The 22,231-nt window shown below is 71.8% G+C and carries 21 protein-coding genes and 1 pseudogene; 18 read left to right on the forward strand and 4 right to left on the reverse strand.

Going from position 1 to position 22,231, the window contains the following annotated elements:
* From AC3WLN_RS12425 to ggt, 6 genes and pseudogenes are all read left to right on the forward strand, one after another.
* Window positions 1-200: pseudogene (locus AC3WLN_RS12425) on the forward strand (ABC transporter substrate-binding protein); the annotation flags it as partial.
* A 16-nt stretch (window positions 201-216) separates the two neighbouring features.
* Window positions 217-1,161 carry an ABC transporter permease gene (locus AC3WLN_RS12430; protein ID WP_492481581.1) on the forward strand — a complete coding sequence of 315 codons (945 nt, stop codon included), beginning with the start codon at window positions 217-219 and terminating at the stop codon, window positions 1,159-1,161.
* Between the two features lie 346 nt (window positions 1,162-1,507).
* Window positions 1,508-2,416, forward strand: coding sequence for an ABC transporter permease (locus tag AC3WLN_RS12435; RefSeq protein ID WP_492481584.1), 909 nt, complete (start codon window positions 1,508-1,510; stop codon window positions 2,414-2,416).
* 2 nt (window positions 2,417-2,418) lie between these two features.
* Window positions 2,419-3,447: an ABC transporter ATP-binding protein gene (locus AC3WLN_RS12440; protein WP_492481585.1), complete on the forward strand. Its 1,029-nt coding sequence runs from the start codon at window positions 2,419-2,421 to the stop codon at window positions 3,445-3,447.
* Window positions 3,444-4,373 (forward strand): ABC transporter ATP-binding protein, encoded by a 930-nt coding sequence (locus AC3WLN_RS12445; RefSeq protein ID WP_492481587.1) that lies wholly within the window; start codon window positions 3,444-3,446, stop codon window positions 4,371-4,373. The genes AC3WLN_RS12440 and AC3WLN_RS12445 overlap by 4 nt, the downstream gene beginning before the upstream one ends.
* A 20-nt stretch (window positions 4,374-4,393) precedes the next feature.
* Window positions 4,394-5,971 carry a gamma-glutamyltransferase gene (ggt, locus tag AC3WLN_RS12450; RefSeq protein ID WP_492481589.1) on the forward strand — a complete coding sequence of 526 codons (1,578 nt, stop codon included), beginning with the start codon at window positions 4,394-4,396 and terminating at the stop codon, window positions 5,969-5,971.
* A gap of 16 nt (window positions 5,972-5,987) precedes the next feature.
* Here the strand turns inward: ggt and AC3WLN_RS12455 are convergent, their stop codons facing one another.
* Window positions 5,988-6,926, reverse strand: a complete 939-nt coding sequence (locus AC3WLN_RS12455; RefSeq protein ID WP_492481591.1) for a pirin family protein — start codon at window positions 6,924-6,926, stop codon at window positions 5,988-5,990.
* A gap of 160 nt (window positions 6,927-7,086) precedes the next feature.
* On the opposite strand from AC3WLN_RS12455, the gene AC3WLN_RS12460 reads away from it, so the two are divergent.
* Window positions 7,087-8,319, forward strand: a complete 1,233-nt coding sequence (locus AC3WLN_RS12460) for an adenylate/guanylate cyclase domain-containing protein (RefSeq protein WP_492481593.1) — start codon at window positions 7,087-7,089, stop codon at window positions 8,317-8,319.
* A gap of 83 nt (window positions 8,320-8,402) precedes the next feature.
* Here AC3WLN_RS12460 and AC3WLN_RS12465 read toward each other — a convergent pair whose 3' ends face one another.
* Complete coding sequence (locus tag AC3WLN_RS12465; protein ID WP_056477376.1) at window positions 8,403-8,603, reverse strand: hypothetical protein; 201 nt, start codon at window positions 8,601-8,603, stop codon at window positions 8,403-8,405.
* A 215-nt stretch (window positions 8,604-8,818) separates the two neighbouring features.
* Here AC3WLN_RS12465 and AC3WLN_RS12470 point away from each other — a divergent pair, with 215 nt between their 5' ends.
* The 9 genes from AC3WLN_RS12470 to AC3WLN_RS12510 all read left to right on the forward strand — a co-directional run bounded on the left by AC3WLN_RS12470 (window position 8,819) and on the right by AC3WLN_RS12510 (window position 18,019).
* Entirely contained in the window at window positions 8,819-9,298 is a 480-nt protein-coding gene (locus tag AC3WLN_RS12470; protein ID WP_492481595.1) for a DUF2721 domain-containing protein, read from the forward strand.
* A gap of 83 nt (window positions 9,299-9,381) precedes the next feature.
* Window positions 9,382-10,689: an NAD(P)/FAD-dependent oxidoreductase gene (locus AC3WLN_RS12475; protein WP_492481597.1), complete on the forward strand. Its 1,308-nt coding sequence runs from the start codon at window positions 9,382-9,384 to the stop codon at window positions 10,687-10,689.
* A 66-nt stretch (window positions 10,690-10,755) separates the two neighbouring features.
* Complete coding sequence (locus AC3WLN_RS12480; RefSeq protein ID WP_492481599.1) at window positions 10,756-12,288, forward strand: glucosamine inositolphosphorylceramide transferase family protein; 1,533 nt, start codon at window positions 10,756-10,758, stop codon at window positions 12,286-12,288.
* 167 nt (window positions 12,289-12,455) lie between these two features.
* The gene (locus tag AC3WLN_RS12485) at window positions 12,456-13,781 is read left to right on the forward strand and encodes an MFS transporter (RefSeq protein WP_492481600.1); all 1,326 of its coding nucleotides are present in this window, start codon (window positions 12,456-12,458) and stop codon (window positions 13,779-13,781) included.
* A gap of 5 nt (window positions 13,782-13,786) precedes the next feature.
* Window positions 13,787-14,902 (forward strand): metallophosphoesterase family protein, encoded by a 1,116-nt coding sequence (locus tag AC3WLN_RS12490; protein ID WP_492481602.1) that lies wholly within the window; start codon window positions 13,787-13,789, stop codon window positions 14,900-14,902.
* 50 nt (window positions 14,903-14,952) lie between these two features.
* Window positions 14,953-16,221, forward strand: coding sequence for an arsenic transporter (locus tag AC3WLN_RS12495; protein WP_492481604.1), 1,269 nt, complete (start codon window positions 14,953-14,955; stop codon window positions 16,219-16,221).
* A 58-nt stretch (window positions 16,222-16,279) separates the two neighbouring features.
* Entirely contained in the window at window positions 16,280-17,209 is a 930-nt protein-coding gene (locus AC3WLN_RS12500) for a DMT family transporter (protein ID WP_492481606.1), read from the forward strand.
* Window positions 17,210-17,513: 304 nt separating this feature from the next.
* A complete protein-coding gene (locus AC3WLN_RS12505) occupies window positions 17,514-17,738 on the forward strand; it encodes a hypothetical protein (RefSeq protein WP_055956977.1) in 225 nt (74 codons plus the stop codon).
* Window positions 17,739-17,761: 23 nt separating this feature from the next.
* Window positions 17,762-18,019: a BrnA antitoxin family protein gene (locus AC3WLN_RS12510; protein WP_492481608.1), complete on the forward strand. Its 258-nt coding sequence runs from the start codon at window positions 17,762-17,764 to the stop codon at window positions 18,017-18,019.
* A gap of 63 nt (window positions 18,020-18,082) precedes the next feature.
* Here the strand turns inward: AC3WLN_RS12510 and AC3WLN_RS12515 are convergent, their stop codons facing one another.
* Together AC3WLN_RS12515 and AC3WLN_RS12520 are read right to left on the reverse strand one after the other, a co-directional pair.
* Window positions 18,083-18,565, reverse strand: a complete 483-nt coding sequence (locus tag AC3WLN_RS12515) for a YaiI/YqxD family protein (protein WP_492481610.1) — start codon at window positions 18,563-18,565, stop codon at window positions 18,083-18,085.
* Entirely contained in the window at window positions 18,562-19,629 is a 1,068-nt protein-coding gene (locus AC3WLN_RS12520; protein ID WP_492481612.1) for an adenylate/guanylate cyclase domain-containing protein, read from the reverse strand. The genes AC3WLN_RS12515 and AC3WLN_RS12520 overlap by 4 nt, the downstream gene beginning before the upstream one ends.
* Window positions 19,630-19,899: 270 nt before the next feature.
* Here AC3WLN_RS12520 and AC3WLN_RS12525 point away from each other — a divergent pair, with 270 nt between their 5' ends.
* Together AC3WLN_RS12525 and AC3WLN_RS12530 are read left to right on the forward strand one after the other, a co-directional pair.
* On the forward strand, window positions 19,900-20,739 hold the full coding sequence (locus AC3WLN_RS12525; protein WP_492481614.1) for an aldo/keto reductase: 840 nt from the start codon (window positions 19,900-19,902) through the stop codon (window positions 20,737-20,739).
* Window positions 20,740-20,823: 84 nt separating this feature from the next.
* A complete protein-coding gene (locus AC3WLN_RS12530; RefSeq protein WP_492481615.1) occupies window positions 20,824-22,086 on the forward strand; it encodes an OprO/OprP family phosphate-selective porin in 1,263 nt (420 codons plus the stop codon).
* Window positions 22,087-22,231: the final 145 nt, after the last annotated feature.

Genomic DNA, 22,231 nt, shown 5'->3' on the forward strand with positions numbered 1-22,231 from the left:
CGCTCGGCGCCGAGCGCGCGACGGTCGACCCGGCCCAGCGGGCGCAAGCCTGGAAGCAACTCGCCGACCGGGTCATGGCCGACCGGCCGCTGATCTACCTGTTCCACCGCAAGCTGTTCTGGGCCTACAGCACCAAGCTTTCCGGCTTCACGCCCTATCCCGACGGCCTCGTACGCTTCACCGGCCTCACGCTGAACTGAGGCGGGAGCCCGGCCGATGCTGCGCTTCCTCGTCCAGCGCCTGGCGCTCGCGATCCCCACCCTGGTGATCGCCTCGATGATCATCTTCACCCTGCAGCAATTGCTGCCGGGCGACACGGCGACCGCCCTGTCGGGCGAGGAGCGCGACCCCGAGGTCATCGCCTTCATCCGGCAGAAGTACCACCTCGATCAGCCCCTGCCGGTGCGCTACGCCCTCTGGGCCGGCGGCGTGCTCCAGGGCGATCTCGGCGAATCCATCCGCCTGCAGAAGCCGGTCATCGACCTCGTGATCGAGAAGCTGCCGGTGACCCTGGAGCTCGCCTGTCTGGCCATGCTGGTGGCCCTCGTCATCGGCGTGCCGATGGGCATCCTCTCGGCGGTGAAGCGCGGCACCGCCACCGACACCCTGGCCAACGGCATCGCCCTCTGGGGCCTGTCGGTGCCGAACTTCTGGCTCGGCATCCTGATGATCCTGCTGTTCTCGGTCCAGCTCGGCTGGCTCCCGGCCTCCGGCTACGTCTCGCCCTTCGAGAGCCTCTCCGAGAACCTGCGCTCCATGGCGATGCCGGCCTTCGTGCTGGGCAACGCCATCGCGGCGGTGATGATGCGCCACACCCGCGCGGCGATGCTGGGCGTGCTCGGCTCGGACTACGTCCGCACCGCCCGGGCCAAGGGCGTCTCGCCCTTGCGCCTGATCCTGCGCCACGCCCTGCCCAACGCGGCGATCCCGATCATCACGCTGGGTGCCCTCGAATTCGGGCAGCTCCTCTCCGGCGCGGTGCTGACCGAGCAGGTCTTCTCGGTACCAGGCTTCGGCAAGCTCATGGTCGATGCCGTGTTCAACCGCGACTACGCCACCGTGCAGGGCGTCGTGATCTGCACCGCCACCACCTACGTCCTCCTCAACCTCGCGGCCGATCTCCTCGCGGCCTTCGTCAACCCGAAGCTGAGGCGCGCGTGAGGATGGCGACATGTCCCCTGCACAGGCAGTCCTCCCATTCACGCGCGGGTGCCCTCTGTTCCAGGCAGGGTGATCGCGTGCATGCGGCGTCGGACGAGAAGGAGCGTTCCAGCACCGCGTCATCCCGGGGCCGCGCAGGGGAGCCCGGGATCCAGACACGCAGGTGGTGCAAAGTTCTACGCCGTCGGCGGCTCTGGATTGCACGCCGCTGGCGCGCCCCTTCGGGTCCGGGCTCGCCTGCGGCGCCCCGGAATGACGCGGTGCTGCCGTTCAGGAATGCCCTGGCTTGCCGGAAAGGGGGTCTGTCGTACCGCCTCCGCCGGGACGAGATGCGTCGGAGGCGTCGATGACCAAGGCCGCCATCGCCCCGGCCGGCGTCGCCCTGCCGGACGCCGAGCCCGTCCTCCGCGCCGAGCCGGGCCCCATCCGCGAATTCTGGACGCGCCTGAAGGCGCGGCGCACTGCCATGGTCGGCCTCGTCATCGTGGTGGCGCTGATCCTGATGGCGGTCTTCGCCGACTGGATCGCACCCTACGATCCCATCGCCACCGACTGGGGCGCCATCCGCACCGCGCCGAGCTGGGCCCACCCGTTCGGCACCGACGAGGTCGGGCACGACGTGCTCTCGCGCATCGTCTTCGGGGCGCGGGCCTCTCTCGGCGCGGGCCTGACCTCGGTGGCCCTGGCGGTGGCGCTCGGCCTGCCGTTCGGGCTGCTCGCGGGCTACGCGGGCGGCGTGGTCGACATGCTGATCATGCGCCTGACCGACGCGCTGCTGGCGATCCCGTTCCTGATCCTCGCCATCGCGCTGGCCGCCTTCCTCGGCCCGAGTCTGACCAACGCCATGGTGGCGATCGGCCTCTCGGCGACCTCGACCTTCGTGCGCCTGACCCGCGCCCAGGTGCAGGCCGTGGCGGCGGAGGAGTTCGTGGAGGCGGCGCGTGCCGTCGGCAATCCGCCCTGGCGCATCGCCGTCCGCCACATCGTGCCCAACATCGTCCCGGCGATCCTGGTCCAGGCGACGCTCACCATCGCGGCGGCCATCATCGCCGAGGCCAGCCTGTCCTTCCTGGGCCTCGGGCAGCAGCCACCCGAACCCTCCTGGGGCTCGATGCTCAACGTCGCCAAGAACTTCCTCGAACAGGCGCCCTGGATGGCGATCTGGCCCGGGGCCTCGATCTTCCTCGCGGTGCTGGCCTTCAACCTCCTGGGCGACGGACTGCGCGACGCCCTCGACCCCCGGCAGAGGACCTGACGATGGCGCAGGAGCGACAGACCCTGCTCGACGTCCGCGACCTCGCCGTCGCCTTCGACAGCGAGGGCGGCGCGGTCCACGCGGTCAACGGCGTGTCCTACACCCTCGCCGAGGGGGAGACCCTCGGCATCGTCGGCGAATCCGGGTCGGGCAAGAGCGTGCACGTGCTGGCGATGCTGGGCCTGATTCCGCGCCCGCCCGGGCGCATCACCGGCGGGCAGGTGCTGTTTCAGGGCCGCGACCTCCTGCGCCTGCCGGAGCGCGGGCTGCGCAAGGTGCGCGGCGGCCAGATCGGCTTCGTGTTCCAGGACCCGATGAGCTCGCTCAACCCCGGCATGACGGTGGCCGCGCAGATCATGGAGCCCCTGCGCATCCATCTCGGCCTCGACGGCCGCGCGGCACGCACCCGCGCGAAAGACCTCCTCGACCTCGTGCGCATCCCGAACGCGGGTGCGCGCCTCGACCAGTATCCGCACGAGTTCTCCGGCGGCCAGCGCCAGCGGGTGATGATCGCCATCGGCCTGTCCTGCCGCCCGAAGCTCCTCATCGCCGACGAGGCGACGACGGCCCTCGACGTCACGGTGCAGGCCGAGATCATCGCCCTGGTGCAAGAGTTGAAGCGCGAGATCGGCATGGCGATCGTCTGGATCACCCACGACCTCGGGGTGGTGGCGGGCATCGCCGACACCGTGCAGGTCATGTATGCCGGCCGCATCCTCGAGCGCGGCCCTGTGGACGACATTTTTCGCGATCCACGGAGTGCCTACACCCTCGGCCTGCTGCGCTCGCTGCCCGACCTCAGCCGGGGCCGGGCCGGGCGCCGGCGCCTGCACCAGATCGAGGGCGCGCCCCCCGACATGCGCCATCCGCCGGCGGGCGACCCCTTCGCGGCGCGCAACGTCTACGCGACCCCGCGCTGCCTGACCGAGGCGCCGCCGCTGGCGCAGGCCCCCGGGGCCGCGCCGGGCCACCTCGTGGCCGCCTGGTACGACCTGCCGGCGCGACTCGCCGCCGAGGAGTCCGCGCGATGAGGCCGGAGCCCGCCGACCGCTACCCGCTGCTCTCGGTGCGGAATCTGAGCAAGCACTACCCCTTACGCAGCTGGTGGGGCGGCAAGGGCTCGGTGTTCCGGGCGGTGCAGGATGTCAGCTTCGACATCCGGCCCGGCGAGACCCTGGGGCTGGTGGGCGAATCCGGCTCGGGCAAGTCCACCATCGGCCGCGCCGTGACCATGCTGAACCCGCCGAGCGCCGGCACCGTCGCCTTCGAGGGCACCGATCTCGCCAAGCTCTCCGCCGGGGAGATGCGCCGGATGCGCGCCCGCATCCAGATGGTGTTCCAGGACCCCTACGCCGCCCTCAACCCGCGCATGAGCATCGGCGACTATGTCGCCGAGCCGTTCCGGCTTCATCGGCCCGGCATGGCGCGGGCGGAGCGGCGCGACGAGGTCGAGGGCCTGCTGGCCCGGGTCGGGCTCGATCCGCGCTTCGCCCGGCGCTACCCGCATCAATTCTCCGGCGGCCAGCGCCAGCGCATCTGCATCGCCCGCGCCATCGCGCTGAAGCCGAGCTTCATCGTCGCCGACGAGCCCATCGCGGCGCTGGACGTCTCGATCCAGGCCCAGGTCGTGAACCTGTTGCAGGACCTCCAGGACGAACTCGGCATCTCGTACCTGTTCATCTCCCACGACCTGCGCATGGTGCGCTATCTCTGCCAGCGCGTCGCCGTGCTGTGGCACGGCCGGGTGGTGGAACTCGCCGAGGCGGACGCCCTCTACGAGGACCCGCGTCACCCCTACACCCGGCGCCTCCTCAGCGCGGTGCCGGTGCCGAACCCGGTGGAGGAGCGCGCCCGCCTGCGCGCCGCCTCCCTCCTGCCCCCCGCCGACCCGGATGCCATCGGCGGCCTGGTCGAGGTCGCCCCCGGCCACTGGGTCGCCGACATCCGCTATTCCTGACCCTTCGAGGACCCGACGCCGTGAGAGATTTCTCGAAACCGGGCCGCTCGCCCGTCTATGCCGCCCATGCCGCGGTCGCGACCTCGCATCCCCTCGCCACCTTGGCGGCCATCGAGGTCCTGAAGGCGGGCGGCAACGCCGTCGACGCCGCCATCGCGGCAGTGGCGGTGCAGGGCGTGGTCGAGCCGGCCATGACCGGCATCGGCGGCGATTGCTTCGCCCTCTACGCGCCGAAGGGCGCCTCCGTCCCGATTACGATGAACGGCTCCGGCCGCAGCCCGGCGGCGGCGCACGACGCCTGGTATGTCGCGAACGACGTGGCCATCGGGCCGACCTCGCCGCACGCGGTGACGGTGCCGGGCGCCGTCGCGGCCTGGGCGCGGCTGCTCGCCGACCACGGCACCCGGACCTTGGGCGAACTGCTCCAGCCCGCGATCCGCTATGCGGAGGAGGGCTACGCCGTCCAGCCGCGCGTCGCCTACGACTGGGCGCGCAACCGCGACAAGCTGCGGGCCGATCCCGGTTCGGCCGCCGCCTACCTCGTCGACGGCGAGGCGCCTAAGGTCGGCACGACCATGCGCCACCCGAAGCTCGCCGCCACCCTGCGCCGCATCGCCGAGCACGGCGCCCCCGGCTTCTACGAGGGCCCCGTGGCCGAGGACATGGTGCGCACCTTACGCGAACGCGGCGGCCTGCACACGCTGGAGGACTTCGCCAACGCGGCGCCCGAATACGTGACGCCGATCTCGACCCGCTATCGCGGCTACGACGTCTACGAATGTCCCCCGAGCGGCCAGGGCCTCGCCGCCCTGATGATGCTCAACGTGCTCTCGCAATACGATGTCGGCGCGCTGTCCGAGCTCGACCGGGTCCACCTCTTCGCCGAGGCCTGCAAGCAGGCCTATCACCACCGCGACGCGCTCTTCGCCGATCCGGTGGTGAACGCCGTGCCGGTGGAACACCTCCTGTCCCAGGCCTGGCAGGCGCGGGCGCACGGGGCCATCGACATGGCCCGCGCCCAGGAGCCGGTGCTGTGGCCGGAGATCCGGCACACCGACACGGTCTATCTCTGCGTGGTCGACCGCGACGGCAACGCGATCTCCCTGATCAACTCGATCTTCCAGGGCTTCGGCAGCGGCATCACCGCGCCGGAGAGCGGCGTGCTGCTGCACAATCGCGGCTTCTCGTTCCGGGTCGAGCCCGGCCACCCCAACACCATCGCACCCTCGAAGCGCCCGATGCACACCATCATCCCCGGCATGCTGATGCGCGACGGGGCGGTGGTGGCCCCCTTCGGCGTGATGGGCGGGCACTACCAGGCCATGGGCCATGTCGAGCTCCTCACCGGCATCATCGACCGGGGCCTCGACGTGCAGGAGGCGCTCGATGCGCCGCGCAGCTTCGCCTACGGGGGCGGCATCGAACTCGAAGGCGGCTTCGGTCCGGGCCTCGCCGAGGCGTTGGCCGCGCGCGGTCACGTCACGGTGCCGGCACCGGTTCCGATCGGCGGCGGCCAGATCATCTGGATCGACCCGGCGACGGGGATGCGCGTCGCCGGGTCGGACCCGCGCAAGGACGGCTGCGCCCTCGGCTACTGAGGCGCGGAACGCCGGCTCACGGGTAGCGCACCGGGGCCGGCTGCTCGGGCAGGGGGATGAACTCGGATTCCCCCGGCACGGTGTCGAAGCGGGCCTGACGCCAGTCCTCCTTGGCCTGCTCGATCCGCTCGGGCCGCGAGGAGACGAAGTTCCACCAGAGATGGCGCGGGCCGTCCATGGGGTCGCCGCCCAGGACCATGAAGCGCGACGCCTCGGTCGCCCGCACGCTGATCCGGTCGCCGGGCCGGAAGACCAGGAGCTGGCCCGGGCCGAAGCCGTCCCCGGCGATGTCGATGGCGCCAGAGACCGTGTAGATGGCGCGCTCGTCGTAGGTTGGGTCGAGGGGCAGCACCGCGCCGGCCTCCAGCATCACGTCGGCATAGACCATCGGGCTCGAGGTCCGGACAGGGGATTTGGCCCCGAAGGCCTCGCCGGCGATCAGCCGGACGGTCTTGCCTTCGCCGCTGAGGATCGGCAGCGCCCCGGCCTCGTAATGCTCGAAGGCCGGCGCCGTCTCCTCGTCCTTGCCGCTCAGCGCCACCCAGCTCTGGAGGCCGAACAGGGTCGAGCCGGTCCGGCGCAGGTCCGCGCCGGTACGCTCGGAATGGGTGATGCCGCGCCCCGCCGTCATCCAGTTCAGCTCGCCCGGCCGGATCGGCAACTCGGTGCCCAGGCTGTCCCGGTGCATGATCTCGCCCTCGAACAGGTAGGTCACCGTCGAGAGGCCGATATGCGGGTGGGGCCGCACGTCCATGCCCTGGCCGAGGAGGAACTCGGACGGGCCCATCTGGTCGAAGAAGATGAACGGGCCGACCATCCGGCACTCGGTCGAGGGCAGGGCGCGCCGGACCGCGAAGGAACCGAGGTCCCGCGAGCGCGGCACGATCAGGGTCTTGATCGCGTCGCAGGTGAAGTGGTCGCCCGGGATCGGGTCGTCCGCACCGTGCCAGCTCATCCGAAATCCTCCTGCGCGGGTTCCTCTGGGTGGATCGTCCCGTCCGGGTCCGCGAGCCTAGCACGCCGGCGCGCGCGAGGCGCCGGCCGATCGTCGGGGTGCCCTGGCGTCGGCGCGTCGGCCGGTCCATGATCGCGCCGACAGGAGCGAGGCGCGGGTCATGAACACTCCCCTGCACCAGGACGAGACCCGCCGGTTCGCGCGGGCGCAGCTGCGCGGGCAGATGCTGGACTGGCTGCTGGCCGGAACCCGGGGCGAGCGCTACCTCGACGACATCTTCGTCGCGTTCTGCCGGCGCCTGCGCGCGGCGGGCGTGCCGGTCGCGCGGGCCACGATCCACCTGCGGACGCACCACCCGCTCTGGCTCGGGACCCGCATCCTCTGGCGCACCGGCGCCGAGTCGGCGGAGTTGCAGAACGTCGAGTACGGCATCGTCGACACCGACCAGTTCAAGCGGAGCCCGGCCGCCGAGATCCTCGACGGGGCGGAGCAGGTGCGCAAGCGCCTCGACGAGCCGAAGCACCCGGAGACCGATTACGGCATCTACGGCGACCTGCGCGCGGAGGGCCTGACCGACTACGTCGCCTGGCCGCTGCACTACACCCTCGGCAAACGCCACATCGTCACCTTCTCGGCCGACCGGCCCGGCGGGTTCGAGCCCGACGACCTCGACCTCCTGGCCTCGCTCCTGCCGGCCCTGTCGGTGGTGACGGAGGTCCGCCACAAGAACCGCCTGACCCGCCTGCTGCTCGACACCTATGTCGGCCCGCATGCCAGCGAGATGATCCTGAACGGGGCGACCCGGCGCGGCAGCGGCGTCACCGTCGAGGCCGCCATCATGGTCATCGACCTGCGCGGCTTCACCGAGATCTCCGAGCTGTGGCCGCGCGACGACGTGATCGCCCTGCTCAACGACTATTTCGACGCGATCTCCCTGCCGATCGAGCGGCAGGGCGGCGAGATCCTGAAGTTCATGGGCGACGGCCTGCTGGCGATCTTCCACCTCGAGACGCCGGCCGCCTGCACCGCGGCGCAATCGGCCGCCTGGGAGGCGCGCGCCGCCATGTGGGCGCTGAACGCGGACCGGGCCGCGCGCGGGCTGCCGCGCCTCGGCTACGGAATCGGCGTCAATGTCGGCGCGGTGATGTACGGCAATATCGGGTCGCGCTCGCGCCTGGACTTCACGATCATCGGGCCCGCCGTCAACGTGGCGGCCCGGCTGGAGAGCCTGACCAAGGTCCTCGACGCCAGCGTGCTGTTCTCGGGCGCCTTCGCGGCGCGGTCCGGCGACGGGCACCGGCTCGTCCGGCTCGGAACTTTCCCCCTGCGCGGCGTCGGCGACCCCCTGGAGGTGCTGGCCTTCCCGGACGACGAGCCCGAGGCGCAGACCTGACGCCGAGGGCCCATGCCGGAAACGACGAAGGCCAGCCTCGCGGCTGGCCTCCGGGATGGTCGAAGCGGGTTCGAGGCCGCTGCTTACTCGGCGGCGCTCATCTCGGGCGAGAAGTGGCCGCACCAATCGGCGGAGCCGACCACCGGCCAGAGGCCGTGATCCGACGGACCCGGCTGGCTGATCGGCGGGTTGAATCGGCACAGGCCTTCGTCGGCCGATGCGGCGGCGCCGTTGACCTTGTGCTCGTCGAAGAACTTGCAGCTCTCGCACTTCGCGTTCGCCATGTCCGTGATCTCCATCCTGCGCGGCTTGGGCGCCGCCCGTAGTTACGAATTAGAACAGATCCAATGTAGCAGTCAACCGCGATTTCGGCGGCGGGTTCCCATTCACGTGAGGAAAGGGCCGATCGCGGCGTGCGCAGGCCGGTCGGTGCGTCGATCGGGTGTGGGATCGGACGAAGCGTATTCCGGCCGCCCGCACTTTGGCCTATCAGCCCCCCATGTCCACGCCGCCCGTCGCCCCCGACGACATCGCCCACGTCATCCAGATCGCCCTCGCGCCCGCGTTCCTGCTGACGGCGCTGGCGACCCTGCTCAACGTCTTCTCGACGCGCCTCGGCCGCGTGGCCGACAAGGTCGACGCCGCGGCGGCGGGCCTGCGCACCGCCGATGCGCACGAGGCCGTGCGGCTGTCCCGGCAATTGTCCTACCTGCGGCGGCGCTCCTTCATGCTGGACGGGGCCGTGGTGCTGGCCTCCACCGGGTCGGTGATGACCGGCATCGCGGTGCTGACCCTCTTCGTCGGGGCCTTGCGCGATGCCGCGACCGCCTCGATCCTGTTCGCCTGCTTCGGGGTGGCCCTGGTCTGCACCGTGGTGGCGGTCGCTGCCTTCCTGGTGGAGATCCTGATGGCCGGGCGCGGCATCCGCGACGAGGTCGACCGGCAACAGGAACATGCGGGGGAGCGGGGCGCGCCGTGAGGCTTCGGGCCGGGTCGGTCTCGATCATCCGGCCGCACCCTGATACGCGCCTCCCCTCGGGTGAGGGATGCGGCGGAGGTCCGATGAGCGGCGAGACTGTGAAGGCGCAGGTGGTGGTCGTCGGCGGCGGCATGGTCGGGCTCGCCTCGGCGATCGCCCTGCGCGACCGGGGCCTCGACGTCCTGCTCTGCGACCCGGGCGAGGCGCGGGCGCGCACCTCCTTCGGCAATGCCGGCGTGATCAGCCGGGGCTCGATCTTTCCGATGTCGAGCCCAGCCCTCTGGGCCAAGCTGCCCACCTACCTGCGCAATGCCGACCGGGGCCTGCGCCTGCGCCACACTCACGTCGCACGCGTCCTGCCCTGGACGGCGCATTTCCTGGCCTCCGCCCGGACCTCCGCCTGGGAGCGGGCCGCGGCGTCCCTGCTGCCGCTGACCAGCGCGGCGCTGCCCGCGCATCTCGCGCTCGCGGAGCGGGCCGGGGCGGGGCACCTGCTGCGCCGCTGCGGCTGGATCAAGCTCTACCGGACCCATGCGGCCTTCGCCGGCGCGGCCCTGGAGCGCGCGATCCTGGGCCGCCACGGCGTGACCTTCGACATCCTCGATGCGGACGACATCCGGGCGGCCGAGCCGGCCCTGGTCCGGCCCTACGCGCAAGCGATGCTCCTGCCCGAAACCGGTGCGGTCAGCGATCCCGGCGGCCTGCTGGAGGCCTATCAACAGCTCTATCTCGGGCTCGGCGGCCGAACCCTCCGGATGGTGACCACCGCCCTCGAGCCCGACGGCGAGGGCTGGCGGGTCCACCACGACGGCGGCGCGGTTGAGGCCCGGCAGGTCGTGCTGGCGGCGGGCGCCGCCTCGGGGGAGATCGCGCGCGGCCTCGGCTACCGCTTCGCCTTCGCGGCCGAGCGCGGCTACCACGCCCACTACGCCCTCCACCCGGACAGCCCGCCGCTGACCCGGCCGGTCCTCGACACGGGTGCCGGCTCGATCATCGCGCCGATGGGGGAGGGGCGGGTGCGTGTCCTCTCCGGTGTCGAGCTCAACGCCCGCGAGGCGCCGCCCGACTACGTGCAGATCGAGGCGGCCGCGCAGGAGGCGGCCGGGACCCTGCGCCTCGGCGCGAACCTCGACAACCGGCCCTGGATGGGAGCGCGGCCCTCGACCCCCGACGGCCTGCCGGTGATCGGCCCGGCGCCCCGGCACCGCGGACTGATCTTCGCCTTCGGCCACGGCCATATCGGGCTCTCCACCGGGCCGATCACCGGGCGGCTGGTGGCCGATCTCGCCACCGGCACGGCGCCCTCCATTCCGGTCGCGCCCTTCGCGCCGCAGCGCCTCCTGGGCTGGCCGCGCTGGAGCCCGTCGCGGGGGCGTGGCCGAGCGGATTGACGCCTCCGGCCGGAGGGGCCATGCGGAGAGACCGCGCCCATCCCTCGTTCGAGGACAACGGTCTCCATGCGCCTGAGCGTTCGCCTCGACGGGGGCATGTGCCGCCGCTGGCACCTCCGGCTGATCGAACGCATCCTGCGCCGCCCCGGGGTTTCGGTTTCCGTCGATCTCGCGCCGGGCCCGGGAGGACTGCCGCCCAACGCCGCGCTGCTGTTCCGCCTCGAGGCGATGCTGCGGCGCCTGCCGCGCACCGGGCCGGCCCTGCGGGTGAGCCGCGCGGACCTGCTCGCCCTCGCATCCGCGTCCGACGGGCGCCCCGACCTCGTCCTCGACCTCTGCGGCGATGCCGCGGGCCCACCGGGCGTCCCGGTCTGGCGGCTCGCCTTCGACGGAGCCTGCGGCGAGGCGGCCCTGCTCGCCTCGCTGCTCGCCGGGCGCCCGCCGGTGGTCAGCCTGACCGAGGGCGGCCGCAGGGTCGCCTCCGGGCGGGTCGGCACCGAGGCGCGGGGCATCATGCTCACCGCCTTCGAGGACGCCCTGGTGCGCACCGCGAGCCTGATCCTGGCCGCCCTCGGCGGATCGGGGCCGCACCTCGCGCCCGACGCTGCCCCGGTCCCGGGCCCGGCCCCGGCGGGGTTCACGGCGGCCGACCTCGCCGCCCGCGCGATACGCACCTGCGCCCGGATGGCCGGACGCCGGCTCTACGCCCTCTGCACCTGGGCCCCCCATTGGCGGGTCGGCTGGCGCCGCCTCTCCGGCCCCGACCTGATCGACCTCCAGGCCCACCCCGAGACGGGCTGGCGCACCCTGCCCGACGACGGGCGCCGCTTCTACGCCGATCCCTTTCCCATCGCGGATGCCGCCGGGACGGTGCTGTTCGTGGAGGATTACAGCCACGTCCTGCAGAAGGGCGTGATCTCGGCGGTGCGCTTCGGTGCGGACGGCCCCCTCGGCACCCCGGTGCCGGTCCTGGAGGCGTCCCACCACCTCTCGTATCCCTTCGTCTTCGCGGAGGAGGGCGCCCACTGGATGGTGCCGGAGAGCGGGGCCACCGGCACCCTCGACCTCTACCGCGCCACCGCCTTTCCCGGCGGCTGGGTGAAGGAGGCGACCCTGATCTCCGGCCTGAACGCCAGCGATCCGACCCTGCTCCGGCACGGGGGCCGCTGGTGGCTGTTCGCGACGGTGCGGGACGACGGCGAGCACGACGGCCCCTTCGCCGCCTGGGGGTCCTATTCCGACAGCCTCCATCTCTGGTCCGCGCCGGATTTCCGGGGGCCCTGGTCGCCCCATCCCCGGAATCCGGTGCTCGTCGACATCGCCGCCGCCCGCTCCGGCGGCCGCATCGTGGCGCGCGACGGCGCCCTGTTCCGTCCGGTCCAGGATTGCCGAGACGGCTACGGCGGCGCGCTGGGTCTGGCGCGCATCCGGCAGCTCGACGAAACAGGGTATGCCCAGAGCGTGGAGATGATCCTGCGCTCCGGGCCGCGCTTCCCGGGCAACGGCCTGCACACCCTCAACCGCACGCCGCATTTTGAATTCATCGACGGCGCCGGACGCGTCCGCCGGCGCTTGGCCGCGCCGGGCCGACGTTCCTGAAACCCGGCCTGCCACAGCGACTTACGTCATCACACACATTTTAATCCCGTCCGAGGAACAAACACTTTCGCACGCGCTTGTGCCAGCGCCGGTGGGGGCGGGGCATCCGGCCCTTCGCAGGTCCCGATCTCACATCGTCCCGCTCGCACGTCCGGAAGGGCCCCCTCATGGCCGAGCCGCTCTCCTCCCGTACCGCCACGACGCGAAATCCCTCGGCGGGCGCCCTGCGGGGGCTCGATGCGCTCAATTTCTTCCTGGCCGACGTCCGCGACGGGCTCGGGCCCTACCTGGCGATCTACCTGATCGCGGTCCGTGGTCCGGACCAGGGCTGGAACGAGGCCACCACCGGCCTGATCATGACCATCGCGGGCATCGCCGGCCTGATCGCCCAGACGCCGGCCGGGGCGCTGATCGACCGGACCAACCACAAGCGCGCCATCGTCATCGCCGCGGCGGTGGCGGTGACCTTGAGCTGCCTCGTCCTGCCCTTCATCTCGAACTTCTACGTGGTGGCCGCCACGCAGTCAGTGGCCGGCATCGCGGGGGCGATCTTCCCGCCGGCGCTGGCCGCCATCACCCTCGGCGTCGTCGGCCCCAAGATGTTCGCCAAGCGCATCGGCCGCAACGAAGGCTTCAACCATGCGGGCAACGCCGCCTCGGCGGCGATCGCGGGCGGCACCGCCTACTTCTTCGGACCGATCGTGGTGTTCTGGCTGATGGCCCTGCTGGCCTTGTGTAGCATCGGCGCCATGCTGATGGTGCCGGCCGATGCCATCGACGACGATCTCGCCCGAGGCCTCGACCAGACGGAGTCCCAGGCCCGCACCGAGGGGCAGGAGGAACCCTCCGGCCTCACGGCCCTCCTCAAGAACAAGTACCTGCTGCTCTTCGCCGTCCTGGCCGCCCTGTTCCACCTCTCGAACGCCGCCATGCTCACCTCTGTTGGGCAGCTGCTGACGAAGCTCTCCGGCAAGGACAACGCCACGTCGCTGATCGCGATCTGCATCGTGGCGGCGCAGCTGGTGATGGTGCCGGTGGCGGTCTTCGTCGGCGCCAAGGCCGACGCGATCGGGCGCAAGCCGATCTTCCTCGCCGCCTTCGGCGTGCTGGCGATCCGTGGCGTCCTCTACACCCTGTCGGACAACCCGTTCTACCTCGTGGGCGTCCAGCTCCTCGACGGCATCGGCGCCGGCATCTACGGCGCGCTCTTCCCCGTCATCGTCTCCGACCTGACCCGGGGCACCGGCCGCTTCAACGTCTCGCAGGGGGCAGTCGCCACCGCCCAGAGCCTGGGCGCGGCGCTGAGCGCGACGCTCGCCGGCGTCATCATCGTCTCGGCGGGCTACGCCACCGCCTTCCTGTCGCTGGCGGCGATCGCCGCCCTGGGCTTCGCCCTCTATCTCTTCGCGATGCCGGAGACGCGGGGCTACGAGCCCGGCCGCTCCGGCGCCGACGATGGCGGCCTGACGCCCGTCCCCGCGGCGGCGGCCTGACCCGCATGAGCGCCGCCGACGACATCCTCGCCTTCGCCCATATCGGCGACCTCCATCTCACCGCCGCGGACACCGACAACGCCCGCGACTTCCGCGCCATCGTGGACCAGATCAACGCCGTGGACGGGCTCGATTTCATCTACGTGCCCGGCGACAACGCCGACAACGGCACGCCGGAGCAGTACGCCCTGGTCCGGGCCGGGCTCGACCGCCTGCGCCGGCCGGTCCACGTGATCACTGGCGACCACGACATGGAGGGCGGGAGCCTCGACGCCTTCTATGCCGGCCTCGACGCACCGCGCCTGCCTTATGCGGTGACGGTGTCGGGCACCCGCTGCCTGTTCCTCGACATGTGCGGGCCTGGCTCCGGCGGACCGGATTTCCGCCTCGGCGCCGGGCAGGTCGCCTGGCTCCGGCGGGAGGCGGACGCTGCCGAGGCGGAAGGGCACGACTGCGCCCTGTTCATGCACAGCTACCCCGCCGACCTGAAGGCGGAGGGAGAGGCCGCGACCGTCGCCGAGATCGTACACGGCTCGCGCATCCGCCTCGTGGAGATGGGGCACACGCATTACAACGAACTCGCCAATGACGGCCGGACCATCTACGCGGCGACCCGCTCGACGGGCCAGATCGAGGAGGGGCCGGTCGGCTATGCCGTCGCGGCGATCGACCGGGGCGTGGTGAGCTGGCGCTTCAAGGAACTGGCCGAAAGCTGGCCCTTCGTGGTGATCACCGCGCCGGCCGACCGGCGCCTCGCCCATGCCGAGGATCGCATCGTCTCGGGCACCACCGAGATTCGCGCCCTGGTGCTCGGGCCCGGCCGGACGGCGGTCTGCGAGTTCAGCATCGACGGCGGCCCCTGGCGCCCGATGCGGCGCGCCGAGGGCGATCGCCGCTTCCGCGCCACGGTCGACTGGCCCCCCGGCGCGGGACGCCTCGCCGTCCGCGCCCAGGATTCCGAGGGCGGCGTCGGCGAGGACCGGATCGAGCCCGCCGGCGACGTCGGCGCCCTCGTCCGCTCCAAGGGCCTCGGCAGCGACGCGGATTCCGTCGGCGCTTGGCCGGACCGGGGCATCCTCGGCACCCAGCTCGGCCCGAACCGCAACGGGCGCCACTGGTAGGGCGCATCCGCCCTGCCCGACTGTCTTTCCGACCAGGGATTCCGAACCCGATGGGCGCGCTGACGCTGACCCCGAATCTCGTCACATGGGCGATCGCCGCCGTGGCCACCCTGGGGGTGATCACCCGTCCCTTCTCCTGGCCGGAGGCGATCTGGGCCGTGCTGGGCGCCGCCGCCCTCGTGGTGTTCGGCCTGATGCCGGCCGGGACCGCCTGGGAGGGCGTCCTCAAGGGCACCGACGTCTACCTCTTCCTCGTCGGCATGATGCTGATGTCCGAGGTGGCGCGGAAGGAGGGGCTGTTCGACTGGCTCGCCGGCATCGCGGTGCGGGCGGCCAAGGGCTCCGCCACCCGCCTGTTCACCCTGATCTACGTCGTCGGCACCGTCGTGACGGTGTTCCTGTCCAACGATGCCTGCGCGGTGGTGCTCACGCCCGCCGTCTATGCCGCCACCAAGGCCGCCAAGGTCGAGAACCCGCTGCCCTACCTCCTGATCTGCGCCTTCATCGCCAATGCGGCGAGCTTCGTGCTGCCGATCTCGAACCCGGCCAACCTCGTGGTCTTCGCCGAGCACATGCCGCCGCTGACGCAGTGGCTGGCGATGTTCGCGCTGCCCTCCGTGCTGGCCATCGTCGCCACCTACGCCACCCTGCGCCTGACCCAGAATTCCGTCCTGCGCGACCAGCAGGTCGCCACCGATGTCGAGGCCGTGCACCTGTCGCGGACCGGACTCGTCGCCGGCCTCGGCATCGTCGCCACCGGCGGCGTGCTCATCGGGGCCTCCGCCCTGGGGCTCGATCTCGGCCTCCCCACCTTCGTGGCCGGCGGCCTCACCACGGCCGCGGTCCTGCTGATGAAGCGCGGGGGCCTCGTCGAGGTCGCCAAGGACGTGTCCTGGAGCGTGCTGCCCCTGGTGGCCGGGCTGTTCGTGCTGGTCGAGGCCCTGGAGAAGACCGGCGTCCTGCGGATGATCGCCGATGCGCTCAAGCAGGCGGCCTCCGCCTCGCCCGTCGAGACCGCCTGGGGCGCCGGCACCCTGATCGCGGTGCTGTGCAACCTCGTCAACAACCTGCCGGCGGGTCTCATCGCGGGTGCGGCCGTGCAGACCGCCCACGTGCCCGACCAGGTCGCGGGCGCCGTGCTGATCGGCGTCGATATCGGCCCGAACCTGTCGGTGACGGGGTCGCTCGCCACCATCCTGTGGCTGACCGCGATCCGCCGCGAGGGCCAGGACGTCGGCTTCTGGCGCTTCCTCAAGCTCGGGCTGCTCGTCATGCCGCCCGCGCTGCTGCTGGCGCTGGCCGGCCTGCTCCTCGTCTAGATCCCTCGCGTCTCAGCCCGAAGTCTCCGGTCGAAAATCCCTCAGCTCAAGGTCCCCCGTGAACGCCGCACTGCTCTATCCCTTCATCCTCGTCGCGGGCGTCCTGCAGGCGCTGGGCAATTCGATGAACGCGCAGCTGCGCGGCCGGCTCGTGAACCCCTGGCTCGCCGCCTCGGTCTCGTTCCTGCCCATCGTGTTCGTGTTCGCCACGCTGTTCCTCGTCATGCCGACGCCGCTCCCCACCCTCGAGACCCTGGGCAAGATGCCCTGGTACGCGCCGCTCGGCGGTGTCGCCGGCGCGGTGGCGGTGTTCGGCGGGCTCGCTTTCATCGACAAGGTCGGTGCGGGGCCGTTCAACGGCCTGACGCTGACGGCCAACATCCTGGCCTCGCTCGCCATGGATTCCTTCGGCCTGTTCGGGCTCCAGGGTGGCGGCTTCAAGCTCCTGCCCTGGCTCGGCGGGCTGCTGATGGCGATCGGCGTGTTCTTCATCGCCCGCACCACCGCCGACACGGGCGGGGACAAGGACGGCGGTCACGGCCTGAACCCCAAACTGCTCTACCCCTTCATCGTGGTGGCGGGCATCCTCCAGGCCGTCGGCGTCGTCTGGAATTCCCAGCTGCGCGGCGCCCTGGTGAACCCTTGGCTCGCCGCCACCGTCTCCTTCCTGCCCGTGGTGTTCGTGTTCGTGCTGGTGTTCCTCGTGCGCCCGACGCCCTTGCCGACGCGCCAGGACGTCTCCGGCGTGCGCTGGTGGATGCCGCTGGCCGGCATCACCGGGGCGGTGGCGGTGTTCGGGGGCCTGCTCTTCGTCGACAAGGTCGGCGCCGGGGCCTTCAACGGGCTCCTCATCACCGCCAACCTCCTGACCTCGGTGGCCCTCGATCATTTCGGCTGGGTCGGCATGAAGCGGGTCAAGGCCGGCCCCGCCCGGCTCGGGGGCGCCGCCCTGATGGTCGCCGGCATCGTCCTGATCTCGGTGTTTTGAGCGGTCCCTACGTATTCGAAAACGCGAAGCTTGAGGACAAGCGGTTGCAGCCGCCGGGAAACGTTGGCCTTTTCGGCGCCCGGCGTGCTAAACCTCCGACGATCCCGCCCGGAGCCGATCCGCGTCAAGGGTGTGTGGACTGCCTCTCGTGCTGCCCGATTGCCGTCTCCCGGTCTAGTCCGGCGCGCGTCACGACCTGATCGGTCACCGGAATCGGGCGCCCGGACCGCCCACGCGGCCGCGCCGACGGTCATCCATGACGCCGCGCCGAGCGCGTGCGGGAGGGTTCAAGGACAGGAATGCAATGAGCGACGAGACCGACGCCCGGACCCGATCCGAGGAGCGTGCCGAGCGGGCCGAGCGGATGGCCAAGGAAGGCGCCCAGGCCATGGCCGAGCACCTCGCCTCGGTGAAGGCCGTGGACGAGCGGACGGTGAAGCTGCGGGCCCTGCGCCTCGCCAAGGAGGCCGCCGACGCCGAGGCGAAGGCCGCCGCCCCGCCGCCTGCGCCCAAGCGCAAGCGTTCTTGAGACGGCCCGGCGGAGACGTAGCCATGGCATTCGATCGCTCCCGTCGCCCGAGCGACCCGCGACAGGCCGCCGAAGCGGCCTTCAAGGCGGCCACCACCAAGCCCGTCGAGACCGCCAAGCCGGTCTCGGCTTCTGCGGTCTCCCCGGCCTCGGCCGTGCCCGGCGCCCGCGAGATGGTGAGCCTGCGCCTCGACCGCGCCGTGCTCGAACATTTCCAGAAAGACGGGCCCGGCTGGCAGGACCGCATCAACGCGGCGCTCAAGGCCGCTGCCGGCCTCTAGAACGGCAGCGCGCAGCCCCGTCCCGGGGGCCTGTCCGCGCATCCGGGGTCCGGCCGAGGAGTCCTAGCCGAACCCGCCCCGCTTCAGCCGCATCACGGTGCGGTCGAGGGCTCCGAGGAACGCGGACCGGTCGCGGGCGGAGAACGGTTTCGGACCGCCGGTGATCGCGCCGGCCTCCCGCAGGTCCTGCATCAGGTTGCGGGTTGCGAGCGCCATGCCGATGCCGCTCTCGCTGAACGGCTTGCCGGTGGGGGCGAGCACCTCCGCCCCGGCCTTCACGCAGCGGCTGGCCAGGGGGACGTCGGCCGTGACCACGATGGCGCCGGGGCGCGCCCGCTCGGCGATCCAGTCGTCGGCGGCGTCGAACCCGTCGCTCACCACCACCCGCTCGATCCAGGACTCGCGCGGCAGGGCCAGAAAGCTGTTGGCGACCACGAAGACGTGGAGACCGTAGCGGCCGGCGACCCGGTAGGTCTCGTCCTTCACCGGGCAGGCATCCGCATCGATGTAGACGACGATGGTGCGTGGGGTTTCCGCCTCGCTCATTGGGCTGCGACCGCGCGGGGCTCGGCGCCGGCGTCCACGAGCTCCGCCCCGATCCGCTCCAGGGTCGAGACGCTGAGGGGTTGCCCGCGCCCGCGCAGGGCATGGGCCCCGAGCGCACGCGCGCGGATGCCCGCGGGCAGGCGCTCGATCCGGGCCAGCAGGTCGTCGGAGACCAGGATTTCGGTGCCGAGGGGCCGGCAGAGGGATTCGATGCGCGCGGTCACGTTCACCGCATCGCCGAAATACGCGATCTTGTGCCGGTCGACGCCGACCTCCGCCGTCACGATCGAGCCGCCGTGCAGGGCGGCGCGCAGGCGCGGCACGGTGCCGAAGCGCGCCATCCAGGCCTCGGATTCCGCCTCCAGCCGGTCCATCACGTCGAACACGCAGGCCACGCAGCGCGCGTCCTTCAGGCCGCGGGCCATCGGCCAGGTGATCATCGCCATGTCGCCGATATAGTCGTCGATGGAGCCGGCATTGCGCCGGACCGGCTCGGCGAGCGCCGCGAAGACCGCACCGAGATAGGCCTGGGCCTTGAGGTCGCCGTGGGTCTCGGCGAAGGCGGTCGAGCCGACGACGTCGAGGAACAGGAAGATCCGCTCCTCGCGCACGGGCTGGTGGTAGCGCCCGACGAGGAAGTTCACGAACACCTCGCCGCCGATGAGATCGCGCATGCGGATGACGAAGACGAGCATCGCCGAGACCGCGAGGCAGTAGGCCAGCACCCGCGGGGTGATCCGCACGGCGTGGCTGAGGTCGTCGTCGGTGAGGCCGAGGGCCCAGACCAGGAGGCCCCCGAGCGCCATGCCGGCGGCGATCATCAGCACGTAGGCGAACTCGGCCGCGGGCACGTAGAACTTCGCCGGCATCCGGCGCATCCGCGCCTGGAGCCCGCCGAGGATCATGCCGCGGTCGAAGGCGAGCGTCGTCCCGCCCACCGCCAGGCCGTAGGTCAGGCCCGCGAGGGGCGTCGCGCCGCCGGCGAACAGCACGTTGTAGAGGAGGCCCGCCCCGCCACAGGTGATGAGGATGAGGAGCCAGAACCAACGGTGCTGCGGCAGCATCAGCGGCGTCCCCCGTGCGGCGTCCCGGCGGGAGCCGGCGGCGATCCGGCGGGGATGGGGGAGGGAGCAGCGCTGCGCAACGGATGAGCCCCTTCGGGGATGGGCCCGGAGGCGGCGCAGCCCCTTGGCGCGCCGAGCTTCGAACCCCGTCCTGAACATCGTCGCATGATGGCGCGAGTAAGGCCAAGGTGACGCAGGCAGGCGGATCGGGGACCGGTGTGGCCGCCGCGCGTTGGCAGGGTGGATCACCATGATGCGAGGACGAAGCCGATGCGGAGCAGGACTTTCGGTGCGGCGGGTCGGGCTGTGCCCGTCATCGGGCAGGGCACCTGGCACCTCGACCAGGCGGACCGCGCCACCGCCGTCGCGACGCTGCGGGCGGGACTCGACGCCGGCATGACGCATCTCGACACCGCGGAGATGTACGGCGAGGCCGAGCCGCTGGTGGGCGAGGCCATCGCGGGCCGGCGCGCGGAGGTGTTCCTGGTGTCGAAGGTGGTGCCGGGCAATGCCAGCCGCACGGGCGTGGTCGCCGCCTGCGAGCGCTCGCTCAAGCGCCTCGGCACCGACCGCCTCGACGCCTACCTGCTGCACTGGCCGGGCCGCTACCCGCTGGAGGACACCATCGCGGGGTTCGATGCCCTGAAGCGCCAGGGCAAGATCCTGTCCTGGGGGGTGAGCAACTTCGACGTCGCGGATCTCGACGAGGCCCTGGCGATCGCCGGCCCGGGGCAGGTCGCCTGCAACCAGGTGCTCTACCACCTGCAGGAGCGCGCCATCGAGCACGCGGTGCTGCCCTGGTGCCGGCGCAACGGGGTCGCCCTGGTGGGCTATTCGCCCTTCGGCAGCGGCGACTTTCCCGAGGCCGGAAGCGCCGGCGGCCGGGTCCTCGCCCGCCTCGCGGAGACGCACGGCACCACGGCGCGCGGCATCGCCGTCGCGTTCCTGACACGGGAGGAGGGCACCTTCACCATCCCGAAGACGGCGCGGCCCGAGCGGGCCCGGGAGAACGCGGCGGCGGGGGCGATCACCCTGACGCCGGAGGATCTCGCGGCCCTCGAGGCGGCCTTCCCACGCGGACCGCGCCCGCGCAGCCTGCCGATGCTGTAGCGGCCCGTGCGAAGTTGTGGCCAATGGCCGGGAACGATCCGGCGCGGACGGTCCGCGCCGGGGCCGGTGTGAGGAGTGCGAGCGATGGCGCGATGGCGGGGTTCGGCATGTCTCGGCCTGTGCTGCCTTGCCGGGGCGCCGGCGCTGGCCGAGGACGCCAAGCCCGACCGGCGCAATCCCGATCAGCCCAACGGCGAGACCCTGACGATCGACGAGAAGGGCATCACGCTCGCCGTCCCCGACGTCGCGAAGCTGCGCATCGGCGGCAAGCTGCAACTCGATTACGGGGCGGCCGCCATCCGGCAGGGCGGGTTTCCGGAGCCGTTCCCCGAGAATTTCGCGGTGCGCCGGGCCTGGATCGAGAGCTACCTCACCCTCGGCAAGAGCCTGGAACTCGCCTTCCAGTATGATTTCGCCGATCCGATGCGGCCGATCAACGACGCGGCCGCCGCCTATACGGGCTTCGAGAACACGCTGCTGACGGTGGGCAACATGAAGGAGCCCTTCAGTCTCGACCAGCTGACCGGCGACAACACCACCCTGTTCACCGAGCGCTCGCTGGCGGACGCCTTCGCGCCGGCCCGCAATTTCGGCGTCGCGCTGGGCCGACACGGGGCGGACTGGACCGTGGTCGCCAGCGTCTTCGGCGGCAATGCCAACACCGGGGTGGGCAGCGAGGGCGTCGCCGCCACGGCGCGCGCCACCTACGCGCTCCTCCACGAGGACGACCGCGTCCTGCATCTCGGCCTCGCCGGAAGCTTTCGCGATCTGCCCCGCGATGGACAGGGGCTGTCCCTGTCGAGCCGGTCCGAAGCCTTCCTGTACCAGCGCAACTTCGTCGATACCGGCGACATCCGGGATGCGTCGCGCGTCGGCCGCGTCGGGCTGGAGGCGGCCTATCGCGACGGGCCGTTCCTGGTCCAGGCCGAGTACATCCGCACCGAGGTGGAGCGCTATGGCGGCGCCCGGTTCGTCGGCTTCCAGGGCGGCTACATCCAGGCGAGCGTCATCCTCAACGGCAAGGGCCGCGCCTACAAGGTCGCGCCCGATTACGGCGCCACCTACGCGACCTTCTCCGGGGTTCAGGTGGCGGAGGCCGACCGGGTCTCGCGGGGCGGGATCGGCGTGTTCGAGCTCGGCACCCGCTTCAGCGCGATCGATCTCGACGATGCCGGCATCCGCGGCGGCATCGAGCGCGACGTCACGGTCGGTCTGAACTGGTATCCCGACCGCAACATCCGCGTGGTCGCCGACTACGTCCGCTCGCACACCGGCCCCTCGGCGGTGCAGGGTGGCCGCACCATCGACGCGGACACCTTCATCGGGCGTTTCCAGCTGTACTGGTGATGCGATGGCCCGGCCGGGGAACGCGCGGCCGGATCGCTACTCGCCGACCCCGAACAGCTTCTCGAGGAAGTTGCGGTCGTCCTGGCTCGGGCCGCGGCTCGCATCCGCGTGGCGGGCGGTGGGGCGGGGCGGGGCCGCCGGCTGC

This window comes from Methylobacterium sp. FW306-05-D (genome assembly GCF_058782155.1).